At 60.4% G+C, this 23,576-nt stretch carries 20 protein-coding genes; 10 read left to right on the forward strand and 10 right to left on the reverse strand.

Going from position 1 to position 23,576, the window contains the following annotated elements:
* The gene (locus AB9K34_RS14960; protein ID WP_369955229.1) at positions 1–1,275 is read right to left on the reverse strand and encodes an NAD(P)/FAD-dependent oxidoreductase; all 1,275 of its coding nucleotides are present in this window, start codon (positions 1,273–1,275) and stop codon (positions 1–3) included.
* 114 nt (positions 1,276–1,389) lie between these two features.
* On the opposite strand from AB9K34_RS14960, the gene AB9K34_RS14965 reads away from it, so the two are divergent.
* Positions 1,390–1,794, forward strand: coding sequence for a rhodanese-like domain-containing protein (locus tag AB9K34_RS14965; RefSeq protein ID WP_369955230.1), 405 nt, complete (start codon positions 1,390–1,392; stop codon positions 1,792–1,794).
* A 44-nt stretch (positions 1,795–1,838) separates the two neighbouring features.
* On the opposite strand, the gene AB9K34_RS14970 is transcribed toward AB9K34_RS14965, so the two are convergent.
* Positions 1,839–2,609 carry an IclR family transcriptional regulator gene (locus tag AB9K34_RS14970; RefSeq protein ID WP_369955231.1) on the reverse strand — a complete coding sequence of 257 codons (771 nt, stop codon included), beginning with the start codon at positions 2,607–2,609 and terminating at the stop codon, positions 1,839–1,841.
* A gap of 311 nt (positions 2,610–2,920) precedes the next feature.
* Between AB9K34_RS14970 and AB9K34_RS14975 the strand changes: the two genes are divergently transcribed.
* Complete coding sequence (locus AB9K34_RS14975) at positions 2,921–4,114, forward strand: multidrug effflux MFS transporter (protein ID WP_369955248.1); 1,194 nt, start codon at positions 2,921–2,923, stop codon at positions 4,112–4,114.
* A gap of 35 nt (positions 4,115–4,149) precedes the next feature.
* Here the strand turns inward: AB9K34_RS14975 and AB9K34_RS14980 are convergent, their stop codons facing one another.
* Positions 4,150–4,566 (reverse strand): hypothetical protein, encoded by a 417-nt coding sequence (locus AB9K34_RS14980; protein ID WP_369955232.1) that lies wholly within the window; start codon positions 4,564–4,566, stop codon positions 4,150–4,152.
* Positions 4,567–4,652: 86 nt separating this feature from the next.
* Between AB9K34_RS14980 and AB9K34_RS14985 the strand changes: the two genes are divergently transcribed.
* Complete coding sequence (locus AB9K34_RS14985) at positions 4,653–6,092, forward strand: ammonium transporter (protein ID WP_369955233.1); 1,440 nt, start codon at positions 4,653–4,655, stop codon at positions 6,090–6,092.
* Positions 6,093–6,402: 310 nt separating this feature from the next.
* Positions 6,403–7,122 carry a FadR/GntR family transcriptional regulator gene (locus AB9K34_RS14990; protein ID WP_369955234.1) on the forward strand — a complete coding sequence of 240 codons (720 nt, stop codon included), beginning with the start codon at positions 6,403–6,405 and terminating at the stop codon, positions 7,120–7,122.
* Between the two features lie 11 nt (positions 7,123–7,133).
* On the opposite strand, the gene AB9K34_RS14995 is transcribed toward AB9K34_RS14990, so the two are convergent.
* On the reverse strand, positions 7,134–8,435 hold the full coding sequence (locus AB9K34_RS14995) for an ABC transporter substrate-binding protein (RefSeq protein WP_369955235.1): 1,302 nt from the start codon (positions 8,433–8,435) through the stop codon (positions 7,134–7,136).
* 166 nt (positions 8,436–8,601) lie between these two features.
* On the opposite strand from AB9K34_RS14995, the gene AB9K34_RS15000 reads away from it, so the two are divergent.
* The 5 genes from AB9K34_RS15000 to AB9K34_RS15020 all read left to right on the forward strand — a co-directional run bounded on the left by AB9K34_RS15000 (position 8,602) and on the right by AB9K34_RS15020 (position 15,236).
* Positions 8,602–9,951 carry a flavin-containing monooxygenase gene (locus tag AB9K34_RS15000; protein WP_369955236.1) on the forward strand — a complete coding sequence of 450 codons (1,350 nt, stop codon included), beginning with the start codon at positions 8,602–8,604 and terminating at the stop codon, positions 9,949–9,951.
* Positions 9,952–10,183: 232 nt separating this feature from the next.
* Entirely contained in the window at positions 10,184–11,434 is a 1,251-nt protein-coding gene (locus AB9K34_RS15005) for a sarcosine oxidase subunit beta family protein (protein WP_369955249.1), read from the forward strand.
* Between the two features lie 13 nt (positions 11,435–11,447).
* On the forward strand, positions 11,448–11,735 hold the full coding sequence (locus tag AB9K34_RS15010) for a sarcosine oxidase subunit delta (RefSeq protein WP_369955237.1): 288 nt from the start codon (positions 11,448–11,450) through the stop codon (positions 11,733–11,735).
* On the forward strand, positions 11,732–14,683 hold the full coding sequence (locus AB9K34_RS15015; protein WP_369955238.1) for a sarcosine oxidase subunit alpha family protein: 2,952 nt from the start codon (positions 11,732–11,734) through the stop codon (positions 14,681–14,683). The genes AB9K34_RS15010 and AB9K34_RS15015 overlap by 4 nt, the downstream gene beginning before the upstream one ends.
* Positions 14,676–15,236 (forward strand): sarcosine oxidase subunit gamma, encoded by a 561-nt coding sequence (locus AB9K34_RS15020; RefSeq protein ID WP_369955239.1) that lies wholly within the window; start codon positions 14,676–14,678, stop codon positions 15,234–15,236. Before AB9K34_RS15015 ends, AB9K34_RS15020 begins: the two co-directional genes overlap by 8 nt.
* Before the next feature lie 7 nt (positions 15,237–15,243).
* On the opposite strand, the gene AB9K34_RS15025 is transcribed toward AB9K34_RS15020, so the two are convergent.
* A complete protein-coding gene (locus AB9K34_RS15025) occupies positions 15,244–16,236 on the reverse strand; it encodes a GlxA family transcriptional regulator (protein ID WP_369955240.1) in 993 nt (330 codons plus the stop codon).
* Positions 16,237–16,371: 135 nt separating this feature from the next.
* Between AB9K34_RS15025 and AB9K34_RS15030 the strand changes: the two genes are divergently transcribed.
* Positions 16,372–17,019, forward strand: a complete 648-nt coding sequence (locus tag AB9K34_RS15030) for a helix-turn-helix domain-containing protein (protein ID WP_369955241.1) — start codon at positions 16,372–16,374, stop codon at positions 17,017–17,019.
* 188 nt (positions 17,020–17,207) lie between these two features.
* Here AB9K34_RS15030 and AB9K34_RS15035 read toward each other — a convergent pair whose 3' ends face one another.
* The 5 genes from AB9K34_RS15035 to AB9K34_RS15055 all read right to left on the reverse strand — a co-directional run bounded on the left by AB9K34_RS15035 (position 17,208) and on the right by AB9K34_RS15055 (position 22,927).
* Positions 17,208–18,824, reverse strand: a complete 1,617-nt coding sequence (locus AB9K34_RS15035) for an APC family permease (RefSeq protein WP_369955242.1) — start codon at positions 18,822–18,824, stop codon at positions 17,208–17,210.
* Positions 18,825–19,034: 210 nt separating this feature from the next.
* Positions 19,035–20,102, reverse strand: a complete 1,068-nt coding sequence (locus AB9K34_RS15040; RefSeq protein ID WP_369955243.1) for a DUF3445 domain-containing protein — start codon at positions 20,100–20,102, stop codon at positions 19,035–19,037.
* A gap of 11 nt (positions 20,103–20,113) precedes the next feature.
* Complete coding sequence (locus AB9K34_RS15045) at positions 20,114–21,100, reverse strand: 2Fe-2S iron-sulfur cluster-binding protein (RefSeq protein WP_369955244.1); 987 nt, start codon at positions 21,098–21,100, stop codon at positions 20,114–20,116.
* The gene (dmmA, locus tag AB9K34_RS15050) at positions 21,097–21,705 is read right to left on the reverse strand and encodes a dimethylamine monooxygenase subunit DmmA (protein ID WP_369955245.1); all 609 of its coding nucleotides are present in this window, start codon (positions 21,703–21,705) and stop codon (positions 21,097–21,099) included. The genes AB9K34_RS15045 and dmmA overlap by 4 nt, the downstream gene beginning before the upstream one ends.
* 76 nt (positions 21,706–21,781) lie before the next feature.
* Positions 21,782–22,927, reverse strand: coding sequence for an aminomethyltransferase family protein (locus AB9K34_RS15055; protein WP_369955246.1), 1,146 nt, complete (start codon positions 22,925–22,927; stop codon positions 21,782–21,784).
* Between the last annotated feature and the right edge of the window lie 649 nt (positions 22,928–23,576).

The following is a 23,576-nucleotide window of genomic DNA, read 5'->3' on the forward strand; positions in this document are numbered from 1 at the left end:
TCAGATCGCCCTGATTATCTGGTTGGCGGTGAACGCGGACTGATACAGTCGCGACTTGAGCGGCGCGGCGGGCACCGTCGACATTTCACTCATCGGCAGCGGCAGGTCGGCAGGGTCCATGCCGGTCAGCAGATCGGACATGGTTTTCCCGAAGATGGTGCCGGTGGTGATACCCCTGCCGTTATAGCCGATCGGGGTATAAAGGTTTGGCGCGAGCTGATGAATGCGCGGCAGATGATCTGGCGTCATCGCGATCTGGCCGTCCCAGGCCTCTTCGAATTCGACCGGGCCAAGGTCGGGAAACAGGCGGGCGATCCGTTTCCGGGCCCAGCGATGCGTCAGCCCGCCATCCTTGTGCCCCATCACCTTGCCCATCGAACCGATCAGCAGGCGATCATGGGCATCGCGGCGCAGGTTGAACATGATCTGTCCGGTGTCCCAGACGCCTTGTCGCCCCGGCAGGATATACCCGGCTTCCGGGCCGAGCGGCTTGGTGGCAAGCTGAAAATAATTGATGACCGTAAAGATGCGTTTCAGCCCCGGCCACAGGTCGTCGGAATAGGCGTTCGTGCCCAGCACCACCGATCTTGCCGTCACCACGCCACCCGTTGTCTCAACCCTCCACAAGGGGCCGTCCTGGCGCAGTTTCATGGCACGCAGCCCGGTGCTGATCCTTGCGCCGGCCCCGAGTGCGGCACGGGCAAGTCCGCGACAATAGCCCATCGGGTTGATCGTGCCACAACGATGATCGACCAGCCCGCCGTGAAAATGGTCAGTGCCGATCAGTTCGGAGATCTCTTCCCGGCACAGCAGATCGACAGGCTCGCCCAGCTGTTGCCAGTCCTTGTGGCGGGCTTTAAGATCCGCGAAACCGCTGGGGCCGTGCGCTGCGTGAATCGTACCGCTGCGGGTAACTTCGCACCGGATCTGGTGTTTCTCGATCAGCGAAAAGACGATTTCCGGCCCCTTGCCAAACAACTTGATAAAGCGCGGGCCGTAGCTATCGCCCAGCACTTCACGCACCTTGCGTGGCGGCAACCAGACCCCTGCGTTGACCAGACCGACATTGCGGCCCGACCCGCCATAGCCAATCTGCTCGGCCTCGATCACATGCGCCGACAGACCCTTTTCCGCACAATGCAATGCTGTCGACAGGCCCGTGAAACCTCCGCCCACGATGGCGACATCCACGGTGGTGTCCTGGTCCAGAGATGCGCGAAAATCCGGCTCCTGCGCCGACACATCCCAAAGCGATATGGCATCATGTGCGCTCATGGCTTGATTCTCCTACGCCGAGACGGCTCTCATCTCCAGACAAAACGTTGCACGGCGATTCTCTCCGTGTCAATATACGCAATAGTTGTTCTTTATATCAGCACAGGAAGCAGGATGTCACAGCTCAAGACCTCTTCGGCACAGATGGTGGCCGATGCACGCGCGCGCATTAACGAGATTGAAACCGAGGATCTCATGGCCATGCTCGATGATCCGAACGTGGTGGTGGTCGATATAAGGGACGTGCGCGAACGTCAGCGCAGCGGTTATATCCCGGGCAGCTTTCATGCGCCGCGCGGCATGATCGAATTCTGGGTCGACCCCGAAAGCCCCTATTTCAAGGATATCTTTGGCCAGCGGGACAAGACCTTTGTCTTTCATTGTGCCTCGGGCTGGCGCTCGGCGCTGACAACGGCGACGCTGCAGGACATGGGGTTTGAGGCCTCGCATCTCAGGGAAGGTTTCTCGTCCTGGGAGAAACAGGGCGGACCGGTGGAGTTCCCCGGAGCCAAATCCTGAGCCGTGGCGAAGCGTTTCGCGACAAACCCGGCTCAGCTGACACTCTAAATGGCGCGCAGCTTGTCCGACACGCTGCGCGCCGCATGCACAACCAGCGTGCCATAGCGCTCTTCTCCGTTTTCGGGCAGGTTTATATCCGGCAGCGAGATGCCCAATGCCCCGACAGGCTCGCCCCTGGGCAAGGTGATGGCCGCTCCAAAGCTCAGGATACGGTCGCGGAACTCACCGGTATCGAACGCATAGCCACGCTTGAGCGTAAGTTGCATGTCCTTTTCCAGCGTCGCAGGGTCGGTGATCGTGCGGTCGGTATAGGATTCCATCGCGACGCCGATCTGTTTGCGCAGGTTTTCGAAATCCGCCGCAAGGATCGCCTTACCTGTGCCCACGCAATGCAACGGCGCCGTGCCGCCGATGGCGTTCCAGGAACTGATCGGCTTTTGACTGTCGACCTTGTCGATATAGACAACCGACAGGTTCTCGCGCACCGCCAGGTAAACGGTTTCACCGGTTTCCCGCGACAGAAAGCTCAACTCGGGGGCGGCCAATTCCCGCAGTTTCAGGTTCTCGACCCGTGCACGCCCCACGCGCCACGCCTTGAGCGTCGCCGCATAGGTCTTGTCGGGAAGGTGCTGAACATAGCCCAGCGTCGTCAGCGTCTGCAACAACCGGAACGTGTTCGACTTGGTCAGCCCCAATTCCCTTGACAGATCGGTGACCCCCTTGCCCTCCTGTGCCTCGGCGAGGTTTTCAAGGATCGACAGCCCCTTGGACAGGGTGGAATCCACCCTGGGTTCTTTCCGCTCGCCTGAAGTCATCTGGGCCCGTTCCTGTTTTGCGCAGGGTAGCAGCTTGGCCGGCGGTTCGGAAGATGGCGGATCATGGCTTCGTATCGGCCGGCGACCGATGTGCCATTCCGGGCACCCGGTCGTGTATCCGCCTGATGGCGAGTGGCATGTCATGTGAATGTCACCCGCCATCAGGACAGTAGATACATTGATGTCCTTTGCATCCGGCATTGTGGCAACGAGTTTGAGAGAGGCCAGCCGCGCAGCAATCGGAAGCAGCTTGCAATGCGCAAGGAACAAAAATAGAACTGCGCCTAGTTGAAGGAATCCCCGATATGTCCATGTTTCGTACCGCTCTCATTCTGGGGCTGCTGTCGGCAGTGGGACCCTTTGCAATCGACATGTACCTGCCCGCGATGCCAGCCATTTCCGCAGGGCTTGGGGCGGAGGTTGCGGAAGTTCAGTACACCTTGATTGCCTATTTCGTAGCTTTCGGCGTTGCGCAACTCGTCTATGGACCCTGGGCCGATCAGGCGGGACGCAAGGCGCCCATGTATGTCGGAATCACCGTGTTCCTCCTCGCCACAGTCGGCTGCGCATTGGCTCCGTCGATTGATTGGCTGATTGCGTTCCGCGCGTTACAGGGTGTGGGCAGCGCGGCCCTGATGGTGGTGCCCCGCGCGGTGATCCGCGATCTGCACACCGGAGCGGCCGCGACGCGCTTGATGGCGATGGTCATGCTGGTGATCTCGGTATCGCCGATGCTTGCGCCCCTTGCCGGTAGCGCGCTTATCATAATGGGCGACTGGCGGCTTATCTTCTGGGCGCTCGCCTGTGCCGCGCTGATCAGTCTTCTGTTGACGGCAACCGTGCTGCCAGAAACCCTGGCCCCGGAAAACCGCATACCGATCAACCTGAGCAACCTTGCGAAAGGGGCCGGAATATTGCTGCGCGATCCGGTGTTCATGGGGCTGACATTTGTCGGAGCCTGCGGCTTTGCCAGCTTCATGGTCTTCATTGCCAGTGCCTCTTTCGTGTATACAGAGCAATTCGGACTTGGTCCGACCCAGTTCAGCCTTGCCTTTGCGGTCAACGCGATCGGGTTTTTCGCGGCATCGCAGGCCGCCGCGCCACTTGGCGAACGCTGGGGCGCGCTTACGGTCATTCGATGGGCGTCAATCGGTTTCGCCCTGTCTGCCACCCTGCTTTTCGCAGTGCTGTCACTTGGTTTCGTCAGTCTTGGAATCGTTATGACGGGTCTGTTTGCGGCCAATGCCTGCCTGGGCCTGATCATCCCGACGACGATGGTCATGGCGCTTGATCCGCATGGTGAAATTGCCGGGCTGGCCTCTTCTCTGGGTGGCACATTGCAGATGGTGACGGGCGGGTTGATCGTCGTTCTAAGCGGAGGGTTTTTTGACGGAACGGCGATTCCGATGGTGGGTGCGATTGCGTTCTGCGCGCTGGCATCCCTCGTTCTGGCCCTGCTGACCTTGCGCAGCATGGCGCGCGTGGACGTATCGACACCGACCTGACCCGCCGACCACGTGGCCCGAACCGGATATCGGTTTCAGACAGCCGAAGCCACACTGCCGGACGCCCCCTGAAGATACCAAGGCACAAGAAAGCTGCGGGAGCCTGCGCCCCGGATTCGGCGCCCAAGAGCATGGGTCGTTGACTGGAACCCGCGTTTGGGCGGGATTTTCATCGCCGATGAGACCAATTGCGCACCCTGGTCAGGCACACCTGGGCCCTCCGCGCCGCTGATCGCCTCTGGAATAAGCACGGTAGCGCAAAACACTGAAAACGCGCCGATAATACGGAACAGCGCGGATGTTCCGGACAAGAAAACGATCTCAAGAAAATCCCTTGGTTCAAATAATTTTCCTATTGAGAAGAAAATGTTTTGGAAAATTGGCATTTTCCCTGCATCATAGAAAAGGTCGTTCGACCAATCCGTCTGAATTGGTCCATGCGGCGCGGGCATTGGTCTTCTGAGGGACGACCCTGAGTCCGCCAACGGCGTCCGGGGCGAACCCGGCGTTAGAACAAAACCAAGAGGGAAGACAAAATATGTCACTGGACATAAGTAACATCTATGCGGAACAGGTGACGCTCAACTCACTTGTGCAAAACCTGCTATATGCATCGGGCACGGTGGGCGCGATCCTCGTCGTGGTCGGGCTTCTGATGATTGACGCCGGTACCGCACGTCGCAAGAGCCTGTTCAATTCCACCATCGAAAAGACCCTGGGATTTTTCCTGGGATTTGCCACCTACTACGTCATCGGCTTCGGGTTCTGGGCCGCGCAATATTACATCATGGTTGACGGCACCCTGATGGATTCGATCAAGGACTGGTGGATTGGTGGCGCGATGACCAACAGCCTGGCGCACCAGGTCGATCCAGCCGTGTTCCCCGGCCTCAACACCTTTCAGATTTTCGTCTTTTTCCTGGCCGTCTTTGCCGGGATCATCAATATCCTGCTGCACTTTTCGGTTGCGGAACGGATGAAGCCCGCCGCGTATTACATTACCTGCGTGGTGGCGACCGTGGTGTCGTCGGCCCTGAGCCTCGCGACCTGGGGTTCGGTCGGACCGCTGACCAATCTGGGTTTCCACGACTTCTTTGGCGTGGGCTTTGTCTACATGTTCCCGGCCGGGATGGTCCTGGTCTTTGCACCGATGCTGGGCGCACGCCCCGGCATGATGGAACCGCATCCGCGCGTCTCGGCCTATCTCGCACCCAGCATCGGGCTTTGCGCTCCGGGTCTGCTGTTGATCTTTGCCGGTTTGCCGACGGTCATCCTGTCCTGCCTGTTCTTTTTCGACCCCGAAGCGATGGCGGTCAGCGTGACCATGGCGGAAACCAGTGTCGGCGTGGCACTCAACAACTATGCCCTGGTTTGGGCAGGCGGCGCGATCACCGGGCTGATCCTGGCGTATTATTCCAGGAACTATGCCTACACGCTGCTGGGTCCGCTCGCGGGTTATGTGGCCGGTGCGTCCGGATTTGACGTCTACCTGCCCTGGCAGGCCCTGATCCTCGGCCTCATCGCCCCGCTGGCGGCATATGCTGTGTATGAGTTCACCCTCAAGCGCGGGATTGACGAACACAAACTGTTCCCGCTCTTTCTGGGGGCCGGGACGCTGGGCATGGTCTTTCTCGGCATCTTCAAGGCCGGCACGCCGCGCGGCGGATATCTGGGCATCGAAGAAGGCGCTTATGCCTTCCAACATGGCGAGATATCACTGCTGATGCAATTGGTGGGCATTGTCGTCTGCGTCGGCACCGGCGTCGTGACCGCCCTGATCCTGTCGGTGATCCTCAAGGCTACGGTTGGTCTCCGGGTTGACGAAGACGATCAGATCGACGGGCTGGATATGCTCTACTGGGAGCTTGAGCCTGACGTCATCACCCATGCGGACAATGTGCCGAACCCGCGCACTGCCGCGCGCTCGGGCAGCACAGCCGGAATGCCCCCGTCGGCCGACGCCGTCGCGCGCAGCTAGGCAACCCGTAAAATCACAAAGGCCCCGGCAATGCACCGGGGCCTTTCGCGTTTGTGAACGACTGTCAAAGACGCATCCGGCTTGCTGCCCGCCGACCTACCGGGATCCGGTTGAGGGGCATTTCTCCTGAATTTCCCGCGTCTTGACCGTTTTTTGGAAAGTTGGCGCTTGCACTATTCCCGCATCATCAGCATTCACCGCACCATCGCGCAGATTGGTACGTTTTATATCCAACTCCGCTTGTCGCCTATCGGGTCGATGTTCTACGATGGCACAGGCCAGCGCCACCACCGCCGCGACGGAAACACGTATGAATCAAAACAGAAATACCGCTTTCTCCAACGATCAGAGCGTCGGAAAGACGGTTCGCATCGTCGTGGACAAGTTGCTGGTTCGCATCCAGTCGGGAGAATACCCGCCGGATTCCCGCCTGCCGAGCGAGCGGGCCCTTGCCGCCGAACTCGGCGTGTCACGCAACACCGTGCGCGAAGCTCTGGATGTGCTGGAGAGTCGTGACATGGTAAGACGCAGACAGGGCAGCGGCAGCTTTGTCACCTTTGAATCCTATCGCACCGAGGCACCGTTGCCCGGCTCGGTCGGGGAACGCACCAGTCCGCTGGATCACCTGATCGTCCGGTCGATCATCGAACCCGAAATGATACGGCTGGCGGTCATGAACATGACACCGCGCGATCTGGAAGAATTGGCGCAGGTGGTGGCGCAGATCGAAGCCGTGCGCACGGACCTGAATGAATTCATCCGCTGCGAAGAGGCGTTCTATCGCTCGATCGCGCATGCCACGCGCAATCCGCTGCTCGAAGCGTGTTATGATCTGACGATCGAGGTTTGCCGCCAGAGTTTTCGCACCGCACTGATGCGCAAGCATCTGACACCGGACCGGATTCAGAGCTATCAGGTGCGGTTCAATTCGCTTTTTAACGCAATCGCGACCCGCGATGTCGAGGCGGCGGTGGAAATCACCAAGCTTCATCTGATCGAGGAACAACGTCTGTTCCTGCACGACACGTAGCCCTGGGAGGATCAGATCATTGCGTCACGGGCCAAAAGGCTGGCGGGTGATGCACCGGTCTCGATGCGCTGCTGCCAAAGCTGGCCCAGCCGTTTCATATGATCGCGCAGGCGCGGCTCGTGCCGGTCCAGCCAGTCCGGAACCGAGCGGAACTCGGCGATCCGTGCTCTGCCCTCTTCGATCCGAACCACGGGCCAATCGCCGATCAGCGCATTGTTGATGCCGAACATCTGCTCGCCCCACCATCGCGCCGGGCCAAAAGCATGCGTGACCGGCTCCATCTGTTTCATCGTGGTCAGCACCGAAACCGGCGAGACAGAGGCGACCTTTTCGACGGCGGCATGCCAGATTTCGAGAATTGCGACGAATTCCCAACTCACAGCGCTCCAGCTTCCGGGATACCGGGCGTTGTACTCCTTGAAGAACTCGCTGGGCCGATTGAAGAAAAAGGCCTTGCGCGCCAGCTTGGGATCGTCGAAGTCGGGGAACTGGAAAATCGTACCTTCCATGAAATCCTGCGATGTCCGCTCAACGACGCGCTGATAGTGATCCAGTGTGCAGGACAGAATGCGACCCTTGAAGCCCGCCGAATAAGCGTATTCGGTCATCGCGTGCACCATTGGCGTATAACTCGTGCACCAGCAGAGCACATCCGGACGCTCGGCCAGCATGGGGTCGACGATGGCGGCTACATCGGTCTGTTGCGGATCGTAAAGGATGTCCTTGACCACGGGCAGGTTCGCGGTCTCGAAAGCGGCGCGATAGGTCGCCGTCGACGGCAAGCCCAATGCGTCCTTCTGGCTGCACATGGCGACGCGACGCCGTTGGGGCTCATTCTCGGCCAGCCATTCGACCCCGGTGACGTTGAACACCGGATGCACCTCGGACGGCGCGATCAGGTAGCGCGTGTCCGGCGACAGATCACTCGGCAGCAGGGTCGAGGTCAGAACGCGGTTCCGTGTCAGGAAAGACCTGAGCGGCGTAAAGGTATCGCCCCCAAGCATCATCAGCAAACGCACCTGTTCGGTCAGGACCAGATGGCGCGCGCCCTCCATGGCGCGTTCCGGGTCATAGCCACAGTCATAGGATACGATTCGCAACGGATAGCGCCGACCCCCGATCAGGATACCCCCGGCGCGGTTCAGCCATTCGGCCCAGAGCTGACACCCGTTCAGACCCGGCAACCCCCAAGAGCTTACCGGGCCGGTCAGCGGCGCGAGAAATCCGATACTGACAGGTTCGTTCATGCCCACCCGATCATTGGGAAAGAGCGACGAAACAGCGATGTTATGGGCGAAACTTGAACCTAGCATACCAATTTCTACCACTGGCCAGCCCAAATTCAAGCGGGCATCCACTTTACCCTAAGAGAAATAAGTTACCTGATGTGAAAAAGTCATTGACATAAAGGGACCACAGAGGCGAGATTTGGTTCAACCAATAGTACCAATTCACGCATGCTCAGCACGGGAGAGAGACATGACACAGAAACGGATAGCGATCATCGGTGCGGGACCATCCGGCCTGGCACAGCTTCGCGCATTCCAGTCGGCGGCGGAAAAGGGAGAGGAAATCCCCGAAATCGTCTGCTTCGAAAAACAGGACAACTGGGGTGGGCTCTGGAACTACACATGGCGCACCGGCCTGGATGAAAACGGCGAACCGGTACATTGCTCGATGTATCGTTACCTGTGGTCGAACGGCCCCAAGGAAGGTCTGGAGTTCGCCGACTATTCCTTTGAGGAGCATTTCGGAAAACAGATCGCGTCCTACCCGCCGCGCGCCGTTCTGTTCGATTATATCGAAGGCCGGGTCCTCAAGGCCGGCGTGCGCGACCTCATCCGTTTCAACACCGCTGTCCGCTGGATCACCTATGACGAGACTTCGGGCAAATTCACGGTGACGGTTCACGATCACAACACCGATCATGTCTATTCCGAAGAGTTCGACCACGTGATCTGCGCCTCCGGGCATTTTTCCACGCCGAACGTCCCTTATTACGAAGGCTTCGAGAGCTTTAACGGTCGACTGGTCCATGCGCATGATTTCCGCGATGCCCGGGAGTTCGCCGGCAAGGACATCCTCGTTGTCGGTGCCTCCTACTCGGCGGAAGACATCGGCTCGCAATGCTGGAAATACGGAGCCAAGTCGATCACGTCCAGCTATCGCAGCGCGCCCATGGGCTTCAACTGGCCCGACAACTGGGAAGAAAAGCCCGCCATGCAGAAGGTCAGCGGCAACACCGTGTATTTCGCCGACGGCACCACCAAGGACGTCGACGCCATCATCCTGTGCACCGGCTACAAGCATTTCTTCAACTTCCTGCCCGACGACCTGCGCCTGAAAACCACAAACCGGCTGGCCACAGCCGATCTCTACAAGGGCGTCGTTTTCGTGAACAATCCCAAGCTCTTCTATCTGGGCATGCAGGACCAGTGGTTCACGTTCAACATGTTCGATGCGCAGGCCTGGTGGGTGCGTGACGCGATCATGGGCAAGATCGATATTTCGGGGATCTCGCGGGAGGAAATGCTGGCGGACGTCAAAGAGCGCGAAGAACGCGAAGAGGCCAGCGACGACGTGAAATATGCGATCCGTTATCAGGCCGATTATATCGAGGAACTGGTCGCCGAGACCGATTATCCCAGCTTTGACATCGACGGTGCCTGCCAGGCATTCTACGAATGGAAAAAGCACAAGGCCGAAGACATCATGGGCTTCCGCAACAACCGCTACAAATCGGTGATGACCGGAACCATGGCCCCTGTGCACCACACCCCGTGGAAAGACGCGCTGGACGACAGCATGGCGGCCTATCTGGCCAATTGAGCACCGTATCCCGCGACGGCACGTGCCGCCGCGGGATACATCTGCCGTCGGCGACCAACCTGGCTGAAGAGGTCATTCGTATGCCTGTGGTCCTGGCCGCGGGCTTTTTCATTTTGAGCTATTTCCCGCCGCAAAAAATCACGACATGTCCGATCCTGACCCATTCCTGTCTGAATGTGACAGCGACTCTGCGCTGGTTCTGGCGGAATATGGGTCAAAGGAGTCCGAATCTATGCACTACTCAGGGTTCAAGGTCATCAAGGAGGCGCTGACCGGTCATCGTGGCTGGGGCCCGGCCTGGCGCGACGCCACGCCCAAGGCGCAATATGACTATGTCATCATCGGCGGCGGCGGGCACGGATTGGCGACGGCCTATTATCTCGCGAAGGAATTCAAGCAGGCGCGCATCGCGGTCGTCGAAAAAGGCTGGATCGGCGGCGGCAACGTCGGGCGCAATACCACGATCATCCGCTCAAACTACCTGCTCGACGGAAATGAACCGTTTTATGAATTCTCGCTTCAACTCTGGGAAAACCTGGAACAAGAGTTGAACTATAACGCGATGGTCAGCCAGCGCGGCATTCTGAATCTGATCCATTCGGATGCGCAACGCGACGCGTTCATCCGGCGCGGCAACGCGATGATCCTGAACGGGGCCGATGCGGAACTGCTCAGCACCGAGCAGATCGTGGCGCGCTATCCTTTCCTGAACGTCAACAACGCCCGTTTCCCGATCAAGGGCGGGTTGGCGCAGCATCGTGGCGGCACCGTGCGCCATGACGCGGTTGCCTGGGGTTATGCCCGCGCCGCAGACAGTCACGGCGTCGATATCATCCAGAATTGCGAAGTCACCGGTTTCCGGATCGAGAATGGCGCCTGTACCGGTGTCGAGACTTCGCGTGGCTTCATCGGCGCAAAGAAGGTCGCGGCCTGCGTCGCCGGGTCTTCCTCGCGGCTGATGGAGAAAGCGGGCATGCGGCTGCCGATCGAGAGCCATGTCCTGCAAGCGTTCGTGTCCGAAGGTCTGAAACCTCTTCTCCCCGGGGTGATTACCTTCGGCGCGGGCCACTTCTATTGCAGCCAGTCCGACAAGGGCGGGCTGGTCTTTGGCGGCGATATCGACGGCTACAATTCCTATGCCCAACGGGGCAATCTGCCGGTGGTCGAAGATGTCTGCGAAGGCGGCATGGCGATTTTCCCCAACCTTGGGCGCGCACGCCTTCTGCGCATGTGGGGCGGTATCATGGACATGTCGATGGACGGCTCGCCGATCATCGACCGAACCCATGTGGACGGGCTCTATTTCAACGGCGGCTGGTGCTACGGCGGGTTCAAGGCAACCCCGGCTTCGGGCTTTGCCTATGCGCATCTGCTGGCCACCGACACGCCGCACAAGACTGCTACCGCCTATCGTTTCGACCGTTTCGCCACCGGGCACATGATCGACGAAAAAGGCATGGGCAACCAGCCCAACCTGCACTGAGCGAGGACAGGACATGCTGATCAATCACCCCATTCTCGGCCCGCGCGACGCCGGCGAGTTTGTCTACAAGGGCGACGCGTCGCTGATCCAGCGTCCGGACTGGCAGGCCGATGATGCGGTCGCGCAATTCATCGACTATGGGTATCTGCGCGACAACCCGGCCGGACTGCACCGTGAATTGTGGTTCCACGAACAGGGCGACCGGTCCTGGCTGGTCGTAACCCGCGACACCACCACACATGAAATCACCAAGGTAGAGCTGGCGCGCGATGTCGCGCGGGCCGAGGGGCGCTCGAAATGACCGGCAAGACCCGACTGAGCGGCGGTCTGATCGACCGAAGCAAACCGATGTCCTTTACCTTTGACGGCAAGCGCTACAGCGGCTTTGAAGGCGATACCCTCGCGTCGGCGCTGCTGGCCAATGGCGTGCGGCTGATGGGGCGCAGCTTCAAATATCACCGCCCGCGCGGCCCCATGACCGCCGGGTCCGAAGAACCCAACGCCATTGTCGAGCTGCGTGACGGGGCGCGCAAGGAACCCAACACACGCGCCACCACGGCCGAGCTGTTCGACGGGCTGACCGCGACATCGCAGAACCGCTGGCCATCGCTCAAGTGGGACGCACTGGCCGTCAACGATCTGCTGTCGCCGTTTTTTGCCGCCGGGTTCTATTACAAGACCTTCATGTGGCCCAAGGCGTTCTGGGAAAAGCTCTACGAGCCGATGATCCGCAAGGCCGCCGGGCTTGGCTCGCTGTCCCATGAGCCTGATCCCGATTGCTATGACAAGGGATTCCTGCATTGTGATCTGCTGATCATCGGGGCCGGACCTGCCGGTCTTGCCGCCGCGCTGACGGCGGGCGAATCCGGTGCACGTGTCATCCTCGCGGATGAAGATTTCCTGCTGGGCGGCCGCCTGAATGCCGAGACCGGATTGCTCGCCGATCAGACCGGCGCAGGCTGGGCCGCCGAAACCGTCGCGCGGCTGCGGGCCATGCCCAATGTCCGCGTGATGGCGCGCAGCACCGTGATCGGTGCCTTCGATCACGGCATTTACGGCATGGTCGAACGGGTCAGCGATCACCTGGCGGAACCGGCCCCCGGCAAGCCGCGCCAGATCCTGTGGCGGATCTATTCCAGACGCGCAATCCTTGCCGCCGGTGCGACCGAACGGCCCATCGTGTTTGAAAACAACGACCGGCCCGGCATCATGCTGGCCTCGGCCATGCGCAGCTATGCCAACCGCTGGGCCGTCACGCCGGGCCAGTCGGTGGCGATCTTTACAAACAACGACGACGGGCACCGCACCGCGACAGACCTGCACGCCAAGGGTGTCAAGGTCACGGTGATCGACACCCGCCCCGATGCGGGGGTGACGCCGGACTACCAGGTCCTGTCCAGTGCCCATGTCATCGACACTGCCGGGCGGCTTGGCCTCAAACGAGTCGAGGTCATGCAATCGAACGGCGAAACCCGGACCCTGCTCGTTGACGGGCTCGGCGTGTCCGGGGGATGGAACCCGAACGTGCACATGACCTGTCACCAGCGTGGCCGCCCGCAATGGGACGAAGCGCTTGCAGCGTTCGTGCCTGGCGGAACCATGCCCACCGGCCTGATTCCGGCGGGCGCGGCCAATGGCGTCTTCAGCACCCATGGCGCGCTGACCTCGGGTCAGGCCGCCGCCACCCAGGCATTGACCGATCTCGGGATCGACGCCGCCGCGCCGGACCTGCCGCAGGCCGAGGATGCACCGGTGCGGATCGTGCCCTTCTGGCACGTCAAGGGCGCCAAGCGGGCATGGGTCGATCAACAGAATGATGTCACCGCCAAGGATGTGAAGCTGGCGCATCAGGAAAATTTTGTCTCGGTCGAGCATCTCAAGCGGTATACCACCCTGGGCATGGCCACCGACCAGGGCAAGACTTCGAACATTGCCGGCCTTGCCATCATGGCCGAGGTCGCGGGCAAGCAGATCCCCGAGGTCGGCACCACCATGTTCCGCCCGCCCTATACGCCCACCGCGATGGGTGTGCTGGCAGGCCGCTCGCGCGACGCCGACTTCCGCCCGGTGCGCAAGACACCCAGCCATTACTGGGCCGAGGAGCAGGGCGCGGTGTTTGTCGAGGTCGGCATGTGGCTGCGGGCGCAATGGTTCCCGAAACCCGGCGAAACCCATTGGCGCGAAAGCGTCGACCGCGAGGTGCTGCAAACCCGCAAATCCGTGGGTGTCTGCGATTGTACCACGCTGGGCAAGATCGATGTGCAGGGCAGCGACGCGGCAGCATTCCTCAACAAGGTCTATGCCAACGGGTTCGCCAAGCTGGCTGTGGGCAAGACACGCTATGGCCTGATGCTGCGCGAGGACGGGATCGCCATGGATGACGGCACCGCCGCGCGATTGGCCGAAGATCATTTCGTGGTTACCACCACCACCGCCAACGCGGTGCCGGTCTACCGTCACATGGAATTCGTGCGACAGGTTCTGTTTCCGGACATGGATGTGCAACTGATCTCGACAACCGAGGCGTGGGCGCAATATGCCGTCGCCGGTCCGAATTCACGCAAACTGCTGCAAAAGATCGTGGATCCCGAATTCGACATCTCGAACGAAGGCTTTCCCTTCATGGCCTGTGGCGAGATCACGGTATGTGGCGGGTTGCGGGCACGGCTGTTCCGGATCTCGTTCTCCGGTGAACTGGCATTCGAAATCGCGGTGCCGTCGCGCTACGGCGATGCGCTGATGCGCCGGTTGATGGATGAGGGCAAGGAATTCGACGTGACCCCCTATGGCACCGAGGCGCTCAGCGTCATGCGGATCGAAAAGGGGCACGCGGCCGGCAACGAGCTGAACGGCACCACCACGGCCAACAATCTCGGCATGGGACGCATGGTGTCCAAGAAAAAGGACTCCATCGGCTCGACGCTCTCCGAGCGCCCCGGCCTGAACGAGGACGATGCACTCAAGCTCGTCGGGTTCAAACCGGTGAACAAGGACAACAAGGTTCCCGCCGGCGCCCACCTGATGACCAAGGGATCGCCCGTCGATGCCGCGCACGACCAGGGCTATATCACCTCGGCCTGTTACTCACCGAATCTCGGCTGCCATATCGGCATCGGTTATCTGAAATCCGGCGACACGCGTCTGGGCGAGGTCGTGCGCCTCGTCAGCCCGCTGACCGGCGTCGATCATGACGTCGAAGTGGTCAGTGCCCATTTCGTCGACCCAGAGGGGGAACGTCTCCGTGCATGATCTGAAACCCCTGACACCGCTCGGGGCACACGCGCCCCATGTCGATAAAATAGGCCCTGTCACCCTGACCGAAGTCGTGTCCGTCGCGCTGGCGTCGGTTGCCGCGCGGCTTGGCGCGGAAGAGGCCGTCCACGAGGCGCTGACCGGGCTGCTGGGTGCGTCCGCCCCTGCCCCGTCGCGCCACGCGGGTGGTACGCTCTCCGCATTCTGGACCGGTCCAGATCAATGGATGGTCGAAGCACCCATCGACACCCACGAGGATCTCGCGCACCGCTTGTCCGAAGAGCTGGCCGGCAAGGCGAGCGTCACCGAACAGACCGATGCCTGGTGCCGGTTTGATCTGACCGGAGACGCCCTGCCCCGCGTGATGGAGCGGCTCTGCGCGGCGGATGTCGGGCAATGGCAGGGCGGCGAGGTGCAACGCACGACCATCGATCACCTGGGCTGTTTCGTGGTCTGCCGCGATCCGAAGCACCTGTCGGTGATCGGTCCGCGCAGCTCGGCGGGGTCCCTGCACCATGCGCTGCTCGCGGCCTGCAGGTCGGTGTTCTGAAACCGGGTTACACCGAGGGCACCGGACGGTTGCCCTCGGTCCTGTAGAGGTTGATCCGCTTGCGGTCTTCCTGCGGGCTCAGCCCGTATTCGGCGCGATAATGGCGGGTGAAATTCCTGACGCTGGCATAGCCCACCGCCGCCGCCACATCCGCCACCGCATCATTGGTATACATCACGATTTGGCGCGCTGCCTGCATCCGAAGCCAGCGAAAATAGGTGGTCGGATTCTGCCCCGTCGCCTGTTTGAAGGACCGCTCAAGGTGGCGCGGCGAAATCTTCAGCCTGTCCGCCACCTCGCCCACGGCAAGCGGCAGCGACAGGTCCTGTGTAAAGATCGCTATGGCCTGCGCGACCACCGGCGAGAGGTCATCCTCGATACCACTCTGAAGGTGGACCGGCACCGATTGCTTGACCCCGATCTTGCGCATCATCGGATGCTGGAACCAGCACGCCACCTCGGTTGCCACATCACCGCCAAGGGCGGAATCGATGAAGGTCAACGCCAGGTCAAACGCCGCCGCCGCGCCGGACGCCGTCACACAGCGCCGCGACACCTCGATCACCTCGTCGCTATAGGCGATCTTGGGAAATTCGACCGCAAAAGCGGCCTCGTAGCACCAGTGCACCGACAGCCGTTCGCCCGGTACGGCCGCACTCCGCACTAGCGGGAATACCCCGCCGCTGATCGCACCCAGGGTTGTTGATCCGTGACGCGACAGGCGGCGCAGATGTGCGGCGCTGCGGGCATTTGCAAAGCGGCCCGACGGCGCTGACAGCAACAACAGGTAATCCATCTGTTCGATCGTATCCAGCGTGCGGCCGGGCTCGAACGGAATGTTCGCGCTCGACAGCACCGGTCCGTCGCTTTCGGCGATCAGCATCCACTCAAAGGCGGTCTGCCCGGAAATCTCGTTCGCGGCGCGCAGGGGCTCGATGACCGACGTCAGACAAGCCATCGGAAATCCGGGGAAGAGCAGAAAGCCAATCGTCTTAGGCATGGGATCCAATCTCTGACCAATCAGACCAATTTTTAATGACAGGAAAACTTTTTTGCAATGCAGTGAATATCCGCTAGACTTGTTGCTGGTAGAATTTGCCGCGCGAAGCGACTAGAATACAGAGGGCCAGCCTGCATGAACGCTGAAACATCCAAGACCATGACCAAGCTTGTTCAAGACCCTCACAGCCTGCGCGACGAGCGTGAGAAAGTATTGGAAGTCGCCATCGGCCGCGAAGTGCGTGCCTATCGCAAGCAGCAGGGAATCACTGTTGCGGAATTATCGCGGCTGACCGACCTGTCGATCGGGATGCTGTCCAAGATCGAGAACGGTAACACCTCGCCTTCCCTGACCACATTGCAGGCCCTGGCCAACGCGCTTTCAGTGCCGATTACCTCCTTTTTCAAGGGCTTCGAAGAACGCCGCGAAGCCGTGCACACCAAGGCCGGCGAAGGGCTGGAAATCGAACGCGCGGGAACCCGCGCGGGACATCAATACAACCTTTTGGGCCATATCGGCGCGAATTCCAGCGGTGTGATCGTCGAACCGTACCTGATCACGTTGAACAGTGAATCCGACACGTTCAAAACCTTCCAGCATGACGGGATCGAGATGCTCTATATGCTGGAAGGCAAGGTCGGCTACCTGCATGGCAAGCAACACTATCCGCTCGAACCCGGAGACACGCTGTTTTTCGATGCCGACGCCCCACATGGGCCCGAAGTGCTGACCGAACTGCCCGCCCGCTACCTGTCGATCATCTGCTATCCGCAGAAAACCTGAGGTGCTGCGTCACGGCCCCTTCCGCCAGACATTTCATTCGCTGGTCCCTGACCCGGGAACCCGGGCTGCGGAGCGCCTTATGGTGTGATGCCAGCGGGCTGCGAACCCCGGGAATGCACCGCCCCCCGCGCCTCCTTCTCTTGGTGGTGTGGACGCGTGGAGGGTATGCTTTGCCTTGAGCCCGATGATCAGAGCTGGAAAATAGTGTTTGCGGCAAAGGCAATTGCAACGCCTGCGGCCAGAGCCAGATAGGGTTTCATCCCCGCCTTGCGCACCTTCAGATCACGTGAGGTCACGTGCAAGTCTTCCAGCATTGCCTTTGGAAACTGGCCCTTGTCCTGAACGTAATGCCGGAAAACAAAGACCGGCAGGATCAGTGCCGCGGCAATAATGCCCGACATCAATGTGCCTTCGCCCCAGACGTTGGCCCCGGCACCCAATAGCATCGCGTTGACGAAGCTCAGGCCGACACCGATCGCCATCAGCGGCGTCGGGCAGCGCCAGGGGCGCGGTGTGTCGGCGCTGTCGATCCGGTGGATCCAGCCTGCGTTGAGGTTCAGGAAGTTGAAGATCAGGTAACAGCAATTCGACACCGCCAGCACGAAAAGGTAATCCGACATCATCAGCAGGATCAGGTTGAAGCCAAGGTCGGTCCACATCGCGGACGTCGGCGCACCGTGGCTGTTGACCCCACCCAGGTAGCGCGGCAGCCAGCCGTCGACCGACCCCTGATAGAGCGTGCGCGACGAGCCTGCCATCGAAGTCATGACCGCGAGCAGCAGCGCCAGGATCAGCATGATCACCATCAGCGAGAAGACCAGCGATCCGCCGCCAACCATGCCCGCCATGGCACCGGCCACGGCCGAACCGTCGACGATGCCCTCCTGCAACATACCTTCGACACCGAGCACACCCTGGAATGACAGTGGCACCAGCGTGTAGACCACAATACAGAGCAAGCCCGCGAACAGGATCGCGCGGGGCGTGTCATAGGCCGGGTTCTTGAATTCGGACGTGTAGCAGATCGCCGTTTCGAAGGCATAGGCCGACCAGGCGGCAATAAAGAGACCGCCCAGGAACAAGGTCCAGCCCGGAATGTTCCAGACGCCTTCGGTCACGTTACCGGCATCGTCGAAGGCCAGAGGTCTAAGCGGCGTCAGGTTCTCGACAAGTACATCGCCAGTAACGAGCGGGACGATACCGACAATCAGCAGCGGCAGGACCACTGCAAGTCCGATGATGGTCTGAAACTTGGCTGCGCGCTGAACCCCGCCGTGTTGAACCGCAAAGACCAGCAACAAGAGAGCGGCTCCCAGAACGAAGGTGGCGTCGATCCTGAGACTGAGGCCGGATTTCAGGCCGTCTAAGTTGACCAGGGTGATTTGCCAGCTGCGGATCGCCGACTCCGGCTCAAAGAACACGTTTAGGATATAGCCTGCGGCAAGGCCGCCGCCAATCGCGAGCACAGGCGTCCAGGCCAGCCAGTTACACCACACAGAAAGCGGCGCCAGAAGGCGACTGTAGCGCACCCAGGCCGCAGCGCCATAAACCGATGCGCCACCACTCTTAGACGGGAAGAGTCCTGCGATCTCGGCATAAACGAAGGCTTGCAGGAAGCCGAAGCTCACTGAAATGATCCAGATCACCCATGACGGGTTTCCGATCGTGGCGGCGATGCCGCCGATGGAAAACAGCACGAGCGCGGGCACCCCGCTTGCGAGCCAGAAGGCCTGAGGCCATCGGATCGCGCGGTGCAAGCCCTGCGTGTCAACCGGCCCAGCCGGCGCGGAAACATCTACTGGCATTTTTTCTCTCTCCTGTCCGTGTTCGGCCGTTCGTGACCGCCTTCTCGTTGCGGTCCGGGTCATAATTCGCACAACAACACCCGGGCCCGGCGCCGGGTGTACAGGTCTGCGGGCACAATCATCCGATGTCTTCCGCAACCATGTACGAAAGGATCGTTCAGATGCCGTTCAAATGATAAAGCCTCCGAAACCGATCCAGGAGCAGCCGGGTCATTTCTGCAGTGGCGGCTCCGTGTCCAGATCCGGCCAGACACCCGGAGAGGTTGGCAAGCCGTCGTCAAAGCGGCTGAGATACTCCAGCATCTTCGGGCGATTGTCGATGAATCCCTTGTAGGTCGCCAACTCGTCGGGCAGGTCGCGCACGACCCGATGCAGGCGGCGGCCCCATTTCGGGATGGTCACGAGATCCTGGAACGCGATCAGGTAGCAGCGGATCGGGAACAAGAGCGCGTTCGAGCGTGGCAGGCGATAGAAGGTCTGCAACTCCACGCGCAGATGTTGTTTCGCCCCGATATTCTCGGGAGTCAGCGTGGTCTTCTGGACGCCCCATTTGTGATAGTTTTCGGGGCTGGTGTCCAGAAGCGGGTTTACCGTCATGGTCCAGTTCAGCCGCCGCGCCGGGGCCCCCTGCTGAATGTTCAGAAGAAACTTGAGCGCCCGTTTGAAAATGCCCATTTCATGCGCCAGCGGCACCGGGGCGTGCCATTCGAAAAAGTCCATGCCGATGTCGAAGTCGAGCGACCAGTCCGCCTGGGTGGTGACCATGCCCGCGTCCATATACAGCATCTCGCCCCGCTGATCGAGCACCGCGAAATCGCCCTGTGCCTGACGCGTGATGTATTCCAGCGGTCCGCAGGGCAGCGTGGTCTCGTCGAGGAAGGTAAAGCTGTGGTCAATCCCCATCGGCTTGTTGATCCAGCGCCAGCGGTCGCCGTCGCGGTGCAGTTCGAACAGGTCCGGATAATCCTCGGACTTGCTGACCATGATGAGTTCCAGCGTGTCCCACCCCGCCAGCGTCATATGTGGCAGAGACTGGCAGCGCAGCGGATCCTCGGCCAGAACCAGCGCACGGTCCTGCATCTCCGAGACATAATGTTCGTCCACATCAAAGCGCATCTCGAAAACCGACCCCGCAGGCCCGCCCCGGTGTTGCTCCATATTCACCGAGTACATGTAGCTGTCTTCGTGAAACGGGAATGGAAAGCGCTTGATCGCCCGGTCCGAGTTGTGGAACGAGTAATCATCGCGGAAAGTTTCCGTGTTGAATTGCAGCGTCATCGTTGCCTCCCCTATCGGTCCAGAACCAGCGCCTTGCCGACAAAGCGGCTGACGCAGGGCATTATTTTCTTGCCGCTGGCATGTTCTTCATCATCCAGCCAGTGATCGCGGTGGATGAATTCCCCATCCGCTTCGACCACATCGGTTTCGCATTGGCCGCAGGCCCCGCCACGACACAGGAACGGGGCATCGACGCCGCAACGTTCCATCGCCTCCAGCAGGCTTTCGTGCTCACCCACCTGGATGACCATATCCGACTTGCACAAGCGTACCTCAAAGGGTTTGCCGGGCTGCGGCGCGAGGAATTCCTCGGAATGCACGTTTTCATCCGGCCAGCCATGCGCCTGCGCCGTTTTGTGTACCCATTGGATCATGCCCTGCGGGCCGCACACGTAGACATGCGTGCCCAGCGGCTGACCATCCAGCAGATCCTCAAGCGCGATCGCCTGTTGCTGGTCGTCGTAATAGACATGCACCTTGTTCGGGTGGCGCGAGCTCAGCTCGTCGGCATAGGATCCGAGCGCCTTGCTCCGGCACGCATAGTGCAGTTCCCACGCGCCGCCCATCCGCTCAAGATGCGCGATCATCGCCATGAAGGGCGTGATGCCGATACCCCCGGCGAGAAATACGTGCTTTCGTCCCCGCAGGTCGATCGGAAACAGGTTCACCGGATAGGTGATCGTCATCGCGTCGCCGACCTTGACGTTGCGGTGCATGAACAGCGAGCCGCCCCGGCCTTCGTCATCGCGCCGCACCGAGATCGCATAGATCGACTGATCCGCCGGGTCGGACATCAACGAATACGGGTTCAGGCGGGTGCGCCCGGCATCCTGCATCTCGACAACCGTGTGGGCACCGGCGGAAAAGGGCGGAAAGGCCGCGCCGTCCCGGCGCTTGAATTCGAACCGTGTCACCAGATCGTTCAGGGGCACCACAGCGCTCACCTCGACCTCGATTTTCTCGGCTCCGGCTTTGGCTTTCTGGGGGGCGGCGGTCATTTGTACAACTCCACGGGTTCTGGCACGTTTCCGGGATCCTCGGCATCGACGCGGACCCCCTGAAACGCTGCCAGCCTGCGCGAATAGTGATCGCGCACGAACAGGTTCAGACCGCAATGCGAACAGACAAACGGATCTGTCATCACGTCCTCGGTGATGCCCTTGCAGTGAACGCATTGCATCCGGCGTGCCACGGATCCGCGGTGTTCCGTCTGGATCGCGGTGTGCGGGATGCCGGCGTTCATCGCCTCGTTCTGTGCCTGCCCCATCAGGCCCTCGGTTCCCGCCAGATAAACCTGAAGCCCCATATGCGCGTCCGACAGGATCCGGCGGATACGTGGGATCGAAGATTCGTAACTGGGTGCGACATGCAGGATCGCGGGCTTTCGGGTCCGGAGTTTTTCGACAAAGGTCTCACCGGTGCCCTTGGGTATGAAAATGATGTGCGCGGCGTGAAACAACTCGGCATCCTGCGCCGCAAGATCGAGCAGCGCCTCGGCGCCCTCTGCGTCGGCAATCATCAGGTGGCCCTTGCCCGGACGCGGCGTTAGCGTGCCATAGACCGGACGGCTGCGAATGCTTTCGGGGAATTTGAATTTCGACATGCTGCCGTTTCTCCCTGCGGATTTTAGGTGGCAAAAAGGCGCGGCCCCGGGGGCGCGCGCCTTTCGCAGTGTCGGGTCAGCCCTTGGCGGTGCGGACCTTCTTGTCCTTGTCGTAAAATGGCATTTCCTCGGCGACACAGGGGATTTCGGTCCCGTCCGCGTTGCGCACCATCATCTTGGTGCCCGGAACAGCGCAATCCACCGGCATCCGTGCGATGCCAACCGTATGATCGAACAGATCGGAGCGCATGCCATAGGTCACCACGCCGACCTTTTCACCATCCTTGAGCAGTTCCGCTCCTTCGTCGGCAGCGGTGGTGCCGTCGAGCCGGACACCGTAGATCTTGAACCGCTCCTTGCCTTCCAGCGCATAGTGGTTCTCGGCTCCGCGGAACCCTTTCTTGCCTGGCGACACGGTGAATTCCAGCCCCAGTTCCCACAGCGAGTCGCCGCAGGGGTCGTTGTCGAAAGGATAGGTCTCGGAGTTGTCGCCGGGATAGAACAGCAGGTAGCTTTCCGTGCGCAGCAGGTCGAGGGTCGAGAACTGGACCGGGCGGATACCCATGTCCTTGCCGTCTTCGAGGATCGCATCCCACAGTTCGATGGCGTGGCGACCCTCACAGAAGATCTCGTAACCGCGTTCACCGGTGTATCCCGTGCGCGAGATCATCACCGGTTTGCCAAACAGCTTGGTCTGGATGATGCCGAAATAGGCAAGGTCGCGGATGCCCGGGATATGCTTGGCAAGGAAATCCACCGCCACCGGCCCTTGCAGCGACATGTCATGCAGATCGTCATCGAAGATCATCGAGACGTTCTTGCCGTAGGCTGCCATGGCCAGGCTCTCATGACCGGTCCCGGTGCCATGCACCAGCAACCAGCTGTTGACCGAGAGACGATAGATCACGCAATCGTCGATAAACAGACCACGGTCGTCCAGCATCGCGCCATAGACCGCGCGGCCGGGCATAAGCTTGTCGACATTGCGAGTGGTGGCGCGATCGATCACCGCCGCCGCATGCGGCCCGCTCAGGTGAATTTTCTTGAGGCCGGACACGTCCATCAGACCCGCCTTGGTGCGCACCGCTTCGTAATCGGCCTTGGCGCGCTCGTCCGACTGGTCATAGAACCAGGCCGTCCCCATGCCGTTCCAGTCTTCCAGCTCTCCACCGATTTCTGCATGGCGCTGTGCCAACGCCGACGTTCTGTAGATGATCGCCACGACGCGTCTCCCTCTCTTGTATCTGTTTGAGCGTAGTGAGACCCAATCCCGCGAAAAAATCAATCCCTTGGTTCATATTTTTTTCATGTTGGGAAACTTATCAAGTATTTCAAAGTCTCACCGGCGCCCGAATCACGGGCACGTTCCGGTGCGGTCCTGCTGTATTTGCGGGCAGCGGCCTATATCACGTCCTGGATCATCAAATCCTGGCCGTCATCCTGACGGGCGCCGGTCTCATACAATCATGTCGTGGATATGAATTGCCCATGATTGCCCCGGGTGTCATCTTTGGTCTCGGCAGAAACCGTATCTGGCTAATCCGCGCAACCGAGTCCGTCACAGACACAAGAATGCAGGCTCTGAATCGTTGAAATGTTCAGAAAAGCGTCGTGTGCTCCCGAGTATCGTCTTTCAGGTATTTCTGGCTTTCCGTCAGATTTCTGACCCAACGCCGGACCGGACGTTCATGCTGTTCGCGGCGAATGCCAGGTCAGAGCCCATGTCGGTCATTTTGATTTCATGCTGCGCCCGCACACGGCGGCGAATATTCTGCACAAGCACGAGATGGCATGACGCGGTGCGACGGCGATTTCGGCCGTTCGTGAACCTCGCAGAATTTTTGAAGCCGGCAATTCACAGGTCGCGGGAC

The organism is Sedimentitalea sp. XS_ASV28 (assembly GCF_041224545.1).
In the GTDB taxonomy this organism is placed as follows: Bacteria; Pseudomonadota; Alphaproteobacteria; order Rhodobacterales; family Rhodobacteraceae; genus Sedimentitalea.